Source organism: Kribbella sp. NPDC050820 (assembly GCF_040653975.1).
Taxonomy (GTDB): Bacteria; Actinomycetota; Actinomycetes; order Propionibacteriales; family Kribbellaceae; genus Kribbella.
Genome location: NZ_JBFAHB010000094.1, coordinates 17,133 through 31,217, shown reverse-complemented (window position 1 = coordinate 31,217; position 14,085 = coordinate 17,133). Strand labels below are relative to the sequence as shown.

Sequence of the window (14,085 nt, the reverse complement as noted above, 5' to 3'; positions counted from 1 at the left end):
GCCGCGTCCCAGCCGCCAACACCGAGGAACCATGACCACCAAGGGGTCAACCTTCGGACGCCGCCAGGGGGTCAGTTTTCAGCTGCCGTTGACAGGCACCAGCGGTTGCTGTTGCCGAGATAATCATGCCCACAGCGCCTTCCGATCTTGGCGCCCCGCGATCGAGGGAGCTCGAACCTTGACCCGCACCGATCCGAACCTGGGATCGGCAGCTGGCGGGGCGATGCGAGAGGCCTGCTCTGCGAATCGCGACGCCACCGTCGTGGATACTCTTGCGCGTGGATATCGATGGATTTTGGCGTGTCGTTGAGTCTGCCAGGGTTGCAGCCGGTTCGGACGCGGATCAAGCTCGAAGAGACGGCCGGGCAAGTGCGGTCGCCGAGGCGTTGGTGGCAGAGCTCGCACGACTTCCTCGACCAGAAATCATCTCATTCGACCAGGTGTTTCGTGAGGTGCGCGCCCAGGCTGATACATGGAACAGCTGTGCTGCGTGCTGGATCATCGAGTACGGGTATCTCTCGGACGACGGATTCTCTGATTTCCGCGCAGGACTCGTCGGAATGGGCCGCAGCACGTTCGAGGCAGCTGTCAACGACGCTGACTCCCTGGCACGGCATCCCGCAGTACGAGAGATCAGCGCGACCACCGGCCGCGATCGATGGATTGGCGACGAGCGGCTGCTGGCCGCCGCGCCGTCAGCGTACGAGCTGCTGACTGGAGACGCTGACGCCTTCTGGGATGCCAGCGAAGCCGCCGCGGCAAACGTGGGGCGACCGGGCGGGCACCGAATGCCTGACGACGAGCGCTGGGATCTACTCAGTGAAGCCGAATGGAGCAACCGCCTGCCGAAGCTGAGCGAGCTGTTCGCGGATCGGCTCCGATCCAGCTGACGGCACCTCGACAGCTGTCGATGCCTAAGCGCGACCCGCGCCCATGACATGGAAGTACTAGCCGAGTCGAAGCGGTGGACAACCCGTCCGATGACACGTAACCGTCAGTCGTCGACGATCAACCACAGCACACAACGGCATCCGGTGCGACTTACGGGTCGGATTTCAGCCGTCAGCATCACACGTGGAGCAGCGGCAGCAACGAACGATCTCCACGCGGCGAATATCAATGAGATAAGGCCTTTCGGGCCACAACCAGCGGATCGGCCCGATCATCAGCGGACTCGGAGTTCGCCGGCATCCCTCCCGCTCGGAGGCCTACGCCTACTGGCACCATTGCCGCTGTGGATCTCAGGCGGCCTCGAGGGTGAAGAAGAGGAAGCATATGAAGGGCTCGCCTTCGTTCAGGGTGGGTGGGAGGAGTTGCGGAGGGGTGTTGGGGGCGGGGGGTGGTTCGCTGAGGGCGGCTATGCGGAAGCCTGCGGCGGTGAAGGCGTCTGTCATGGCGTGCAGGGGGCGGTGCCAGAAGGTCAGCCACACAGTCTGGCCGTCCATGACGTGGTCCTCGGAGTACTTGGTGACCGCGAAGTAGTTGGCCTCGGGATACACGATCGCGTAAGCGCTGGGATGGTTCACCGAAAGGATCAGGCGACCTCCCGGCTTCAGCACACGTCGCAGCTCAGCGAGAGGGCCGGACCAGTCCTCGAGGTAATGCAGGACAAGGGATGCGACGACGTCATCGAACTCGGCGTCGTTGAACTTCAGCGGCTCGCGGAGGTCCGCCACGTGCAGGTCGGCGTCTTCACCCAGCCTCTGACGCGCCAGGTCGAGCATGGCTGCGCTCGCGTCGAAGCCGGTGACCACGGCCCCCGAATCGCGAAGCGCAGCTGTCAACGGCCCTGAACCGCACCCAGCGTCGAGGATCCGGCGGCCCGAGACATCGCTGGCGAGGCGGAGCATCTCCGGGCGCTCGTAGTGCGCGTTGAAGAGATTGGACTCGTTCTGGGTCGAATATGCCCGTGCAAAGCTGTCGTAGTCAGTCACGTCGGTTAGCCCGCTCCCCTTCATCGGCTGCATTTCTCTCGAGGCCACACCCTTTGACGACGACAACAGGCACACGGTTCGATCGCACACATGCCGCGATTCGCGCGTCGACTGCCGCAGACCACGTGGCGGACCAGTGTCGCCAACTGAAGTGCGGCAGGCCCCTCAATGGCGAAGGCTGTCAGCGGTCAGGCAGACTTCTGGTTCGTGGGTGGTGTGATCGACGGACTCGTTCTCTTTGCGGCACCGCGGTCCGGCTATCAGGAGCGGGTGCTCGTTCCTCTCGACGTGCCCGGCCTGTGTTTCGTACCGGCAGCCGAACTCGGGGAACGGACGACGGACAAGGACCTGGTGCCAGGCTTCCTCGATCTGACGAAGGACCGTGCGGGAGAGGCGGTCCAGGCGTCAGCGCACGGGCCGATTCTCTACATTCACATGGAGTTCCACGGAGGCGAAGGAACTCACGACGCCGTCGGCTGGCAAGACGGTGAGGTCGCGTTCGGCCCGCTGTTCACCAGGACTCCCCGGGAACAGGCGCCCGATCACTATGCCGCCGTCCGCTCCGGACGCGATATGGCCATCAACGCAGGCTTGCGCTGGCTTGGTGTCACGGCTGCGGGCCTGGCGGACGAGTACGCAACCGTTGGTCTGGATCGCTACCGTTGGAACAGCGAATGGCTCGCCTCTGCGAGATAGGGAGTCCACCAGGCCGCGAGTGTCCGCACAGCCGCGTTCCGAGCTCGTGGCGAACGAGGGGGCAGGACGCCGGCGATGCACCTATCCTCGTTCGGGTGAACGAAGAGGCGGTCGGATGAGCCAGTACTACCGGGCTCGTGACATCCTGCTGTGGAACCCGTCATCGGGGGTGTCCGGAGTGTTTCGCGCCCGGGTCCGCCTGTTCGAAGACGAACTGTCATTGGCATCCGGCGTGGGGCCAATGGAGTCCGACGCGTGCGCAGTCGATGTGGAGCAATTCGGCACGTTCGCTGCGGCGCTCCTCACCTACCGTGGAACCTCGAACCACCAGATTCTCCGCGCGATGATGGACGGGTTCGTCATCACGGTCCTTGCCCTCGCCGAGCGAGCTGGTGTCGAGGTCCGGCCATCCGGCCTCGTCGGCCATCAACACGACGTCCAGGTTGGCCGTGGGCAAGCACCCTTTGCCGAAACCGAGGACGACCTGCGTCAGCGAGCGCATGCCATGCTCCGCTTCATGCCGCGCTAGGCGGCAAGCGCAGTCTCATGCCGCTGATCGCGCGACTCTGCCGATCTCAGACCGGCATCGCTGACAGACTGACTCCGTGCCAAGTCGCGAGGATCCGATGCTGCCGCATCTTGTCGATCTCTAGACAGAGTTTGACCCCGCGATCCATCGCGAGTACGACCCCATCGAGCTCGTCCCCGTACGCGCTTGGAACCTCTGACTACTGGGCCGATCTGGCGCTCGGGTGGCTGGAGCAGAGGCTACCTGCACGAGAAATGACGCGCGCTTTGTTCGGGCTCGAAGAGCAGACAGCTCGACCCCAATCGCTGCGCCACCGAGCGCGGCGTGCACGGACGACTTCCTAAGCCGAACGCACGGACATGCCGCGGTCCGTGCTTCGGGGCGATCCCGCTCCTTTGACAGGTAATCGTCAGCGCTAGCTCGGCGGGCATTCCCGTTCGGAGCATGGCCGGCGGGGGAAAGACGTGATGTCGAGGATGCCGTGGAACTCTATTGGGTGCGGGCTTTGTGCTATCAGCGTCGCCAGTGTGGTCTGTGGGGCCTTGGAGCTGAGCGTGATGGCTACTGCGGAGAAGTCACTTTTGGTGCGGCTGAGGTAATGGTGCCCTTGTTGGTGGCCATGAGTGATTCGGGTGTTGGCTCCGGGACCTGGTCTTCAGGGTCCATTGGATCGCCCCCTGGGGATCGCCGCGAAGGCTGTCAGATCCAACGTAGAACGTCGCAGCGGAAAGGCATGCGGACCGCAAGCGGCGGGGCCGCTGTCGTGGCCGAAAGCTGGCAAGCCGCGGTTGGGCGGGAGCGGACGCCCAGACAAGCGGAGCGACGAGGGGTGCCGGCACGGTCGGCTAGTCGCCGGAGTGGCCCCAGAAGGTCAGTTCGGTGGGGGTGCCGTGGTCGTCGTGGAGGGTGGCGCAGCGGCCGACCCAGCGGGCTCGGGGGAGCTTGTCGTCGAGCTCGGCGGTGTGACCTCGGGTTGGTCGGTCTGTGCCGATGGCAGCTCGGACCTCGTCGGCGGTGGCCGGGATGATCGTGCCCTGGTCGTACCAGTCCCGCGGTTGGTCAGGGTCGACCACTCGGTGGATATCGAGGATGGAGTGCGTTCCCTCCTGGCGAACGTACTCGTCCTCGAACAGGTCTTCCAGGCGTGCAGGCCGGGGTGTTCGGTTGGCGGGCGAGAGGTATTCGCTGTCGCCGTACCACCAGTAGTCGCGATTGGAGAACACCTGCTGCCGCAGGTCCTGCAGGGCTTGGCTGAGGTCCTCCTGGTAAGGGACGAAGTATCTCCACTCTGACGCACCCATGCACGACTCCCTACTAGCTCGGCGGCAATCTCACCAGCGCGGAGCGACACTACAGGACTGCTGAGCGCGCTCGTCATGCCTTTCGTTCGGCGGGCTCTTCTTCGCTCGGCGCGGGGGCGGTCAACGCGCGGTTCTGCGTGGATGGGCCCAGGAGGCGCCAGCGGCGGTAGGGGTCTACAGGGCGGTGGGTTTCGATGTAGCCGCCGGATGGGAGGCGGACTACCTGGCCGGTTTCGATGCCGTGGGTTGCGATTTGGGCGTCGCTTGCCTGGAGGCCCAGGCAGATTCGGCGGGTGATCAGGAAGGCAGCGGGTGGGCCGAGGATCAGGAGGATCTGGAAGAGGTGGATGAGGGAGTTGACTGAGAGGTGGAAGAGGAGGGCCATGGTGTCGGCTGCGGCCGCGGCCCAGAGAACGCCGTAGAAGGTCATGCCGGCGACGCCGATGCCGGTTCGGGTCGGGTTGTGGCGCGGGCGCTCCAGGAGGTGGTGATTCCTGCGGTCGCCGGTGAGGCGTTCCTCGATCCACGGGTAGAAGGCGACGAGCGCCAGGAACAGCGTGCAGATGGCGACCGGCAGCAGTACGGCCACGGTGAAAGTCTTGCCCCACAAGACGAACTCCCAGCCTGGCGCCAGCCGGAGCGAGCCGTCCAGGAAGGCGAGGTACCACGCTGGGCCGACGCCTGCCGAGGCGTTCGCCGGGTCCGCAGGACCGTACAACCACACCGGGTTGATGGTCGCCGTCGCGGCCATCAGGATCGCGACCCCTGCGACGAAGCAGAACAGGCCGATGCTCTTGACCGCGGCCACCGCCGCCGGGCGACCCACCACGTTGTCTTCCGTTCGCCCGGGTCCGCTGGGCTGCGCGGGCTGGCGCTTCAGCGCGAGGACCGCTCCGGCAACGAAGAGGCCGATCAGTACGGCGGGCAGGACGACGACATGCAACGGGTAGAACCACGCGATCACGTTGCCTGGGAAGTCTCCCCCGAACAGCAGGGCCGAAAGGGCAGTGCCGATGAGCGGAGTCGCCTGCAGGACACCATCGAGTACGGCGAGGCTCATGCCGGACGCCATGTCGTCCGGCAATGAGGTGCCGGTGAGCGCCGCGCCCAGCGTGACGATGAGCAGCCCGAAGACAACGAGCCAGTTCAGGCGCCGCGGCCGACGGAACCCGCCGGTGAAGAACAGCCGCAACAAGTGCAGCGTGATCGCCGCCACCATGATCAGCGTGGACCAGTGGTGGATCTGGCGGATCAGCAGTCCGCCGCGGATCTCGAAGGTGATCGCCATGGTCGAGTCGAGTGCCCGGGACATGCCGACGCCGTTCAGCGGTGCGTACGGTCCGTCGTACACAACGTGATCGACCGACGGTTCGTAGTACACGGTCAGGAAGACGCCGCTGAGCACGATCATGACGAAGCTGTAGAAGGCGATCTGGCCGAACAACAGCGACCAATGGTCGGGGAATACTCTCGCTCGCAGGCTGCTCCATGGACGGTGCATGGCTCGACCTCCCTGGTCCTCCTCCACGCCGGCCGCAATCCGCGGTCATCAATACGACCCCGCAGCCACCCCTCCTGTGACGCCCCGTGTCGCACATCACGGTCACGCCCGCCCCAGGCCTGCCCCGTGCGTAGGATCAACGGCTGCACAGGGGCGTCGCACCGCGCCTCGTGACTGAGGGAGTCGATGCTGGGATGACGGCAGAGCGAGCGATGCCTACACAGGACGACGTGCTCGGGTACTTCGACACGCTGTCGAACTGGGGACGGTGGGGCGACGACGACGAGCGCGGCACGCTGAACCACATCACCGACGACGTCCGGCTGGCGGCGGCGCGGGCAGTGCGTCACGGCCGGAGCGTGTCGTGCGCGTGGGAGGTCGCCGTACCGGAAGAGATGGAGCGGTCAACGACGACGTGCCCGTGCGCCGCCGACATGCCGGGGGCCGAGAACATGCCGGCGCTCTTCCGCAACGACCGGCGCTGGGGCTTCTCGAACGAGCGGCTCGGCATCATGTTCCACGGCAACACCATCACCCACGTCGACTCGCCATGCCACCTCTTCTGGGACGGCAGGATGTACAACGGGCGGTCGCACTCGATGGTCGACGCGGCGACGGGATCATCGTGGGCAGCCGTCACCGCGGCGGCGAACGGGATCAACACGCGTGGTGTCCTGCTGGACGTTGCGAGCGTCCGCGATGTGCCGTGGTTGGAGCCGGGGCAGGGCGTGTTTCCCGGGGATCTCGAGGAGGCCGAGCGTCGCCAGGGTGTGCGGGTGCGATCCGGCGATGCGGTACTCCTGCGGACCGGCTACGGTCGCGCCCGGCACGAGGCCGGTGCGGCCGGCGGCGTCACGCAGGCCGGCTGGCACGCGTCCTGCCTGCCGTGGCTCCATGAACGGGAGGTCGCGCTGATCGGCGCTGACACTCCCCAGGACGTTCAGCCGTCCGGGTACGACGACGTGTTGATGCCGGTCCACGCCGTGAGTCTCGTTGCGATGGGTCTATGGCTGCTCGACAACTGCGACCTCGAGGCGTGCGCGGCAACGGCTGCCGAGCTCGACCAGTGGGACTTCCACCTCACAGTCGCACCGGTCCGCTTCGCCGGCACGTCCGGGAGCCCGGTCAACCCGATCGCCACCTTCTGACCGCATGCCGCGCACCACTCGCGCCGTCAGGTGAGGTCGGCAATGGATTTTGCTCGGGTGAGGACTGCGTCGAGCATGGGGGCGGTCAGTTTGCCGGTGAAGGTGTTTTGTTGGCTGGGGTGGTAGCAGCCCAGGACGGTGAGTGGGCCGATCTGGTGTTCTACTGCGTGGCCGAACGGTGGGCGGGGCTTGGGGACGGGGAGGCCGGTTGCGGCCAGGGCGGTCAGGAGGGCGTCATAGCCGAACTTGCCCAGGCAGATGATGGCTCGGGTGGTGGGAAGGGCCAGTTGGAGTTCGCGGCGGAACCAGGGGGCGCAGGTGTCGCGTTCGGTGGGGGTGGGTTTGTTGGCGGGTGGGGCGCAGCGGACGGCGGCGATCATGCGGGTGGCGATGAGGTGGAGGCCATCGCCGGCGTGTTCGCTGGTGGCTTGGTTGGCGAGGCCGACGCGGTGGAGGGCGGCGAACAGCCAGTCGCCGGAGCGGTCGCCGGTGAAGACCCGGCCGGTACGGTTGCCGCCGTGCGCCGCCGGAGCGAGGCCGGCGATCAGAATCCGTGGCTCGGCGGCGCCCCAGCCGGCGATCGGGCGACCCCAGTAGGGCTGGTCCTCGAACGACTTCCGCTTGCCTAAGGCAACGTCTTCCCGCCATTCGACCAGTCGCGGGCAGGCCCGGCACACGGACACGCGTGCCTCGAGCTCCCCCAGCTCGTCGGTCTCCGCGAGGCGCAGTACGTCGGCAGCGTCCAGAGCCACCGGAGTACGTCGTACGGCGGGATCCTCCGGCCACCCCGTACCGGGCGGGACCGGGCTCTCGAACAACTCACCCGTCAACGGATGCGGCAGCTTCATCCCCTCAGACTAAAGACATGAGCGTCATAGGAGTCGTCGCATCGGCAGCCGGCGGAGTCGAACAGCTGCGCGAGCGCCTCGTCCAACCGTTGATCGCCCGAGGCCACCAAGCAGCGGTGACGCTGACACCAACCGCAGCAGACTGGTTGGAACCGGCTGAGAGGCGGGAGCTGGAGCGGATCACCGGGCTGCCGGTGCGGTCGCAGCCTCGGCGGCCGGACGAGCCTCGGCCGCATCCCCCGGTCGACCTGTTCATTGCCGCGCCGGCAAGTGCAAATACCGTGGCCAAGCTGGCGCTCGGGATCGGGGACAACCAGGCGCTGACCGTGCTGTGCGAAGGGCTGGGCAGTACGCCGATGGTCGTCTTCCCCAAGGTGAACGCGGCCCACGCGAGGCATCCCGCGTGGGCCGGTCACTTGCACGCCCTCAGGTCGGCGGGCGTCGTCCTGGTCGAGTGGGACTTGGTCGAGCCGCGGTCCGAGGACGGGCGATCGTTGCCCTGGGACCGCATTCTCGAGTCAGCGGACAAGCTCCTCTAGCGCGGGCTCGGCGGGAGCAGCGTGCTGGGCCCGGCGGGCGGCCGGGATTGCGAGAGCCAGCAGTACGGCGACGGCGCAGAAGCCGGCCAGGAGCAGGAAGGTGTCGGTGAAGCCGGACTCGGCGGGCAGGCCGCTGGTCTGCACGTGACCCGTGATGATCGAGCTGGCGATCGCCGTACCTATCGAGCCGCCGATGGTGCGGATGTTGGCGTTCATGCCGGTCGCGGCGCCGGTCTGCTCCCGCGGCACGTTCTGCACGATCAGGCTGGTCATCGACGCGTAGGCCAACCCCAGACCGAGGCCGAACAGCGCGGTCGACAGCGCCACCTGCCACGGCCGGTCGTGCAACTCGGCGAAGGCCACGGACGCGACCAGGCTGAGCGCCGACCCCCACACGACCTGCGCCTTGACGCTGAACCACGGCGCGATCGGCCCGCTCAGCGAACCGCTGATCGCCATCGTCACCAGCATCGGCAGCATCAGCAGCCCGGCCTGCGTCACACTCGAGCCGAACCCGAACCCGGCGACCGTCGGGATCTGCATGAACTGCGGTACGAACGCGTACACCGCGAACATCGCCGCGCCGAACAGCAGCGCCACCAGGTTCGTCGTCCAGACCGCCGGCAGCCGCATCATCCGCATGTCGATCAACGGGTTCCGCGACCGGACCTCCACGGTGATCCAGGCAACGAGCAGTACGGCGGCCGCCGCAAACAATCCGATTGTCGACAATGAGCTCCAGCCCCACGACCTGCCCGCGCTCAGCGGCAGCAGCAGCGCGACCAGCCAACCCGAGAGCAACACGGCCGCCAGCCAGTCGATCCGGCCCGGGACGCGATGCGGCGACTTCGGGATGTAGAAGCGAACGAGCACGCCGGCCACGGTGATCACGACCAGCGGGATCCAGAACAGCCAGCGCCACCCGAGCGCCTCGACGATCGGGCCGGCCAGCACGATCCCGAGCCCGCCGCCGACCGCGATGACGGCGGACAGTACGCCGACCACCGACGGCACGCGCTCGGCCGGGAACTCGTCCCGGATGATGCCGAACGCCAACGGGAACGCCGCCCCGCCCAGGCCCTGCACCACCCGGCCTGCGATCAGTACGCCGATGTTCGGGGCGACCGCGGCGATCAGACAGCCGACGGCGAGCGCGGCCAGCGCGATCAGCAGGGTGCGTTCCTTGCCGGCCATGTCACCGATCCGGCCGAGCAGTGGGGTCGCCACCGAGACCGACAGGAGCAGTGCGGTGAACACCCAGGTGACGGTGCTCGCCGTCGTACCCAGGTCGTGCTGGATGACCGGGAGGGCCGGGGTGACCAGCGACTGCAACATCGAGAACGCGGCCACGACGGTCGCCAGCACCGCCAGCGTGAGTCGCGTTGAAGTGCCATTTCTGCGCACGATTCTGGGCATGCAGAAGTCCTTCAAAGAGGTAGGAGTCCGCCGCGAGCGCGGCGTGCGAAGTCCCCGGCCTGGTAAAGTCGAGGTATGCCTCCACTATAACGGAGGCATACCTCCGGTTCCAAGTCGATAGGGTGAAGTGTGGATCAGACCAGGCCGGCGTTGCAGGTCGACGTACGGCGGCCGCAGCGGGCCGACGCGCGGCGGAACTTCGACGCGCTGCTCGCCGCCGCCCGGGACGCGTTCGCGGCCAAGGGCGTCGAGGCGTCGCTCGAGGAGATCGCCCGCCAGGCCGGCGTCGGCATCGGCACGCTCTACCGCAACTTCCCGACCCGGCAGGACCTGCTGAACGCGGTCTACTTCGGCGAGATCGAGGAGTTGTGCATCGCGGCGGAGGAGGTCGCGGGCCTGCCGCCGTGGGAGGCGCTGACCACGTGGCTGCGCCGGTTCGTCGGGTACGCCGCCACCAAGCGGGCGATCTGGGAGTCGTTGAACCGCGAGTCGGAGAGCTTCAAGGCTGCGCGAGAGGCGATGTACGCGGCCGGGACGCCGTTGTTCGAGCAGGCGCAGAAGTCCGGCGACGCCCGCGCCGACGTGAACTTCGACGACGTACTGCGGATGGTCAGCGGGCTGACCGCGGGCAGTTTCGTCGACGAGGCGCAGCGCGACCGGGTGCTGGCGATCGCGCTGGACGGGATCCGCGTCCGCTGACCTGCGGACGTCCAGGCCATCACAATCAGGCCCGCTGGGCGGCCGCGCGCTCGGCGACGCGAGAATCGGCGCATTGTGATGGCCTGGCGGTCCGGCTCAGCCGATGGAGAGCGCGACGCCGTCCAGGATGTCGTGCTCGGAGACCAGGACCTCGTCGACGGCCATCCGGTCGTAGAGGCGCTGCAGGATGAGCGCGCCGGCGCCGATCACGTCTACTCGGCCGGGATGAATCGACCGTACGGCGGAGCGCTCGGCGCGGGTGGAGTTTGTCAGCCAGGAGGTGGTGGCGCGGAGGTCGGCTCCGGAGATGCGGGCGTGGTGGATGCGCGATCGGTCGTACTCGGGGAGGTGGAAGGCGACGGCGGCGACTGTGGTGACGGTGCCGGCGACGCCTACCAGGGTCCTGGCTTGGTCGATCGGCACTGAGGTGGTGTCGAGGAGGGCGTCGACGTCTTTGGTGATGGCGGCCAGCTCGGCGGGAGTTGTCGGGTCGGAGCTGACGTGGCGCTCGGTCAGGCGGACGGAGCCGATGTCGAGGGATTCGGCGGCGATGACGCCGGTGGTGTTGCCGAGGACCAGTTCTGTCGAACCGCCGCCGATGTCGGCCACCAGGTACGGGCCGGGGACGTCGAGTGCTTCGGTCGCGCCGCGGAAGGTGAGCTCGGCTTCCTCGGCGCCCGAGATGATGTCGGGCTCGACGCCGAAGCGCGCGGAGACGCCCGCGAAGAACTCGTCCCGGTTGCTCACGTCCCGCGCCGCCGACGTCGCCACGAACCGAGTCCGCACTGCCCCCGCTGCCTGAATCACGCCGGCAAACTCATCAGAAGCCGCGAACACCCGCTCCAAAGCCTCCGGGGCAAAGGCTCCGGAGGCATCCACGCCTTGCCCGAGCCGCACGATGGTCATCCGCCGATCCACCTCGCGAAGCCGCCCGTCGACGAGGTCGGCAATCAACAGCCGGATCGAGTTGGTGCCACAGTCGACGGCCGCAACCCGCATCACGCCGCCCCCTGCGGGGGCGAGAAGAAGGCAGGGCCGGAGGGGGTGGGGGCCGGCGGGGGGTTGTCAGACACACGGGCCTCGGTGGCCCCAGTCGTCCAGGGCTTGCAGGGTTTCGTCGCCCAGGGGGTTGGTGCCGGGGCCGGTGGCCAGGGAGTGGCCGGCGAGGACGTGGAGGCACTTGACCCGGGTGGGCATGCCGCCGGCTGAGATGCCGGAGATTTCTTCTACATGCGCGATGGATTCGCGGTGGGCGAGGTAGGAATCGTGAGCCGCGCGGTACGCCGCGGCGAGTTGAGGATCCTCGGCCAGGCGGTCGGTCATCTGCTTCATCAGACCCTCCGCCTCGAGGGTGCCGATGGCGGAGGCGAGGCGCGGGCACGTCACGTAGTACGTGGTCGGGAAGGGGGTGCCGTCCGGCAGCCGGGGTTCGGTCTCGACGACGTCGGGGAGGCCGCAGGTGCAGCGGTGGGCGATCGAGCGGATCCCGCGCGGGGTCCGGCCGAGCTGCCTGCCGATCGCCTCGATGTCCTCCGGGCCGACGCTGTCCGGGCCGACGCTGTCTTCTGGGCTGAGGCTCAACGGGTTGCCTTCGGCGACGGGGTGAGGATGGGTTTCGGGGTCGGCTTGGCCGGGGTCGGCTTCACCGGGGTCGTGGGTTTGCCGGCTCCCTCGACGCTCCCCCACAGCTTGGTGTACCAGGTCGGCTGCTCGGCTTCCGTCGTACCGTCCGAGGGGGTCGCGGGCTCCGGCGGCGCGCCGACCGGCTTGCCGTCGGCGCCGATCACCCGGTAGCCGACCTCGCCCGGCATCACCCAGCCGAGCCGCTGCCGGGCCTGCGCCTTCACGTAGGCGTCGTCGTCCCAGCGGGCGATCTCGTCGTTCAGCTCGGCGACCCGCTTCTCCCGGTCGCGGATCTCCTGCTGGAGCGCGGTGATCTGCTGGTGCTGGTCGAACCACACCCGCAGGCTCTGCGCGTACGACACGATCAGCGCACCGAGCACGAGCAGCACGACGGCCGCCCGGCCGGTGAGATTGCGGGAGCCGCGGGTGCGGGGCAGGCCGGGCGTGGTTCCCGTCGTACGGCGTTTGGGCTGGTCGCCCCGCCGGGCCGGTGGACGCGACTGGGTCCGGCTCGACGGACGCGAGCCGGGGCGCGAACCGGATTCCCGACGGGGCGGCACGTCAGGTCAGCCCTTGAACCGCGGGAAGGCCGAGCGGCCGGCGTACTTCGCCGCGTCGTCGAGCTCCTCCTCGATCCGGAGCAGCTGGTTGTACTTCGCGGTCCGGTCGGACCGGGCCGGGGCGCCGGACTTGATCTGGCCGCAGTTCGTCGCGACCGCGAGGTCGGCGATGGTGGTGTCCTCGGTCTCGCCGGAGCGGTGGCTCATCATGCAGGTGAAGCCGCTGCGGTGGGCCAGGTCGACCGCGTCCAGGGTCTCGGTCAGCGAGCCGATCTGGTTCACCTTGACCAGCAGCGAGTTCGCCGCCTTCTCGGTGATGCCGCGCTGCAGCCGCTCGACGTTGGTGACGAACAGGTCGTCGCCGACCAGCTGGGTCTTGGCGCCGAGCTCGGTGGTGATGGCCTTCCAGCCGTCCCAGTCCTCCTCGTTCAGCGGGTCCTCGATCGAGACGATCGGGTACGACGCGACCAGGTCGGCGTAGTACGCGATCATCTCGTCGGCCGACTTCTTGCCGCCCTCGAACGCGTAGACGCCGTCGGTGTGGAACTCGCTCGCGGCCACGTCCATCGCCAGCGCGATGTCGGTGCCCAGCTGCAGGCCGGCCTTCTCGATCGCGATCACGATCAGGTCCAGCGCCTCGCGGTTGCTGGCCAGGTTCGGCGCGAAACCGCCCTCGTCACCGAGGCCGGTGGACAGGCCGCGCTCCTTCAGCACCGCCTTCAGCGCGTGGTAGACGCCCGCGCCCTGCATCACGGCCTCGGCGTACGTCGGCGCGCCGATCGGGGCGATCATGAACTCCTGCACGTCGACGTTGCTGTCCGCGTGCGCGCCGCCGTTGAGGATGTTCATCATCGGCACCGGCAGGACGTGCGCGTTCGGGCCGCCGACGTAGCGGAACAGCGGCAGGCCGGTCGAGTCCGCGGCCGCCTTGGCGACGGCGAGGCTGACGCCGAGGATGGCGTTCGCGCCCAGCTTGGCCTTGTTCGGGGTGCCGTCCAGGTCGAGGAGGGCCTGGTCGATCAGCCGCTGCTCGTGGACGTCGTACCCGACGATCTCCTTGTCGATGTCCTCCAGGATGGCCGTGACGGCCTTCTGGACACCCTTGCCGCCGTACCGGGCCTTGTCGCCGTCACGGAGTTCGACGGCCTCGAACTGGCCGGTGGACGCGCCCGACGGCACTGCGGCCCGGGCGACGGTGTCGTCGTCGAGGAGCACCTCGACCTCGACAGTGGGGTTGCCGCGCGAGTCGAGGATCTCGCGGGCGCCGACGGCCTCGATGGTGGCCACATTG

General features: G+C 67.9%; 15 protein-coding genes. 6 read left to right on the top strand and 9 right to left on the bottom strand.

From position 1 onward, the window contains the following. The first annotated feature begins 278 nt into the window (after positions 1 to 278). Complete coding sequence (locus AB0H36_RS42950; protein WP_360536991.1) at positions 279 to 890, top strand: DUF4240 domain-containing protein; 612 nt, start codon at positions 279 to 281, stop codon at positions 888 to 890. A gap of 351 nt (positions 891 to 1,241) precedes the next feature. Here the strand turns inward: AB0H36_RS42950 and AB0H36_RS42945 are convergent, their stop codons facing one another. Then, a complete protein-coding gene (locus AB0H36_RS42945; protein ID WP_360536989.1) occupies positions 1,242 to 1,967 on the bottom strand; it encodes a class I SAM-dependent methyltransferase in 726 nt (241 codons plus the stop codon). Between the two features lie 135 nt (positions 1,968 to 2,102). On the opposite strand from AB0H36_RS42945, the gene AB0H36_RS42940 reads away from it, so the two are divergent. Together AB0H36_RS42940 and AB0H36_RS42935 are read left to right on the top strand one after the other, a co-directional pair. Further along, a complete protein-coding gene (locus tag AB0H36_RS42940) occupies positions 2,103 to 2,630 on the top strand; it encodes a hypothetical protein (protein WP_360536987.1) in 528 nt (175 codons plus the stop codon). A gap of 115 nt (positions 2,631 to 2,745) precedes the next feature. Beyond that, positions 2,746 to 3,159 (top strand): DUF6086 family protein, encoded by a 414-nt coding sequence (locus tag AB0H36_RS42935; RefSeq protein ID WP_360536985.1) that lies wholly within the window; start codon positions 2,746 to 2,748, stop codon positions 3,157 to 3,159. Between the two features lie 845 nt (positions 3,160 to 4,004). Here AB0H36_RS42935 and AB0H36_RS42930 read toward each other — a convergent pair. Both AB0H36_RS42930 and AB0H36_RS42925 read right to left on the bottom strand, forming a co-directional pair. Further along, positions 4,005 to 4,460, bottom strand: coding sequence for a hypothetical protein (locus tag AB0H36_RS42930; protein ID WP_360536983.1), 456 nt, complete (start codon positions 4,458 to 4,460; stop codon positions 4,005 to 4,007). Between the two features lie 73 nt (positions 4,461 to 4,533). Next, positions 4,534 to 5,961, bottom strand: a complete 1,428-nt coding sequence (locus tag AB0H36_RS42925) for a cytochrome b N-terminal domain-containing protein (protein WP_360536981.1) — start codon at positions 5,959 to 5,961, stop codon at positions 4,534 to 4,536. Positions 5,962 to 6,155: 194 nt separating this feature from the next. Here AB0H36_RS42925 and AB0H36_RS42920 point away from each other — a divergent pair, with 194 nt between their 5' ends. After that, positions 6,156 to 7,109, top strand: a complete 954-nt coding sequence (locus AB0H36_RS42920; protein ID WP_360536979.1) for a cyclase family protein — start codon at positions 6,156 to 6,158, stop codon at positions 7,107 to 7,109. A 26-nt stretch (positions 7,110 to 7,135) separates the two neighbouring features. Here AB0H36_RS42920 and AB0H36_RS42915 read toward each other — a convergent pair whose 3' ends face one another. Further along, positions 7,136 to 7,957, bottom strand: a complete 822-nt coding sequence (locus AB0H36_RS42915) for a uracil-DNA glycosylase (RefSeq protein ID WP_360536977.1) — start codon at positions 7,955 to 7,957, stop codon at positions 7,136 to 7,138. A 17-nt stretch (positions 7,958 to 7,974) separates the two neighbouring features. Between AB0H36_RS42915 and AB0H36_RS42910 the strand changes: the two genes are divergently transcribed. Beyond that, entirely contained in the window at positions 7,975 to 8,496 is a 522-nt protein-coding gene (locus tag AB0H36_RS42910) for a flavoprotein (protein WP_360536975.1), read from the top strand. On the opposite strand, the gene AB0H36_RS42905 is transcribed toward AB0H36_RS42910, so the two are convergent. Further along, complete coding sequence (locus AB0H36_RS42905) at positions 8,476 to 9,912, bottom strand: MFS transporter (RefSeq protein ID WP_360536973.1); 1,437 nt, start codon at positions 9,910 to 9,912, stop codon at positions 8,476 to 8,478. The genes AB0H36_RS42910 and AB0H36_RS42905 overlap by 21 nt on opposite strands. A 129-nt stretch (positions 9,913 to 10,041) precedes the next feature. On the opposite strand from AB0H36_RS42905, the gene AB0H36_RS42900 reads away from it, so the two are divergent. Continuing rightward, complete coding sequence (locus tag AB0H36_RS42900; RefSeq protein ID WP_360536971.1) at positions 10,042 to 10,611, top strand: helix-turn-helix domain-containing protein; 570 nt, start codon at positions 10,042 to 10,044, stop codon at positions 10,609 to 10,611. 96 nt (positions 10,612 to 10,707) lie between these two features. Here AB0H36_RS42900 and AB0H36_RS42895 read toward each other — a convergent pair whose 3' ends face one another. The 4 genes from AB0H36_RS42895 to eno all read right to left on the bottom strand — a co-directional run bounded on the left by AB0H36_RS42895 (position 10,708) and on the right by eno (position 14,081). Further along, positions 10,708 to 11,610 (bottom strand): Ppx/GppA phosphatase family protein, encoded by a 903-nt coding sequence (locus tag AB0H36_RS42895; RefSeq protein ID WP_360536969.1) that lies wholly within the window; start codon positions 11,608 to 11,610, stop codon positions 10,708 to 10,710. Between the two features lie 66 nt (positions 11,611 to 11,676). Continuing rightward, positions 11,677 to 12,138, bottom strand: a complete 462-nt coding sequence (locus tag AB0H36_RS42890; RefSeq protein WP_360536995.1) for a DUF501 domain-containing protein — start codon at positions 12,136 to 12,138, stop codon at positions 11,677 to 11,679. 50 nt (positions 12,139 to 12,188) lie between these two features. After that, positions 12,189 to 12,794 carry a septum formation initiator family protein gene (locus AB0H36_RS42885; RefSeq protein WP_360536967.1) on the bottom strand — a complete coding sequence of 202 codons (606 nt, stop codon included), beginning with the start codon at positions 12,792 to 12,794 and terminating at the stop codon, positions 12,189 to 12,191. A gap of 6 nt (positions 12,795 to 12,800) precedes the next feature. Further along, entirely contained in the window at positions 12,801 to 14,081 is a 1,281-nt protein-coding gene (eno, locus tag AB0H36_RS42880) for a phosphopyruvate hydratase (RefSeq protein WP_360536965.1), read from the bottom strand. Positions 14,082 to 14,085 lie beyond the last annotated feature (4 nt).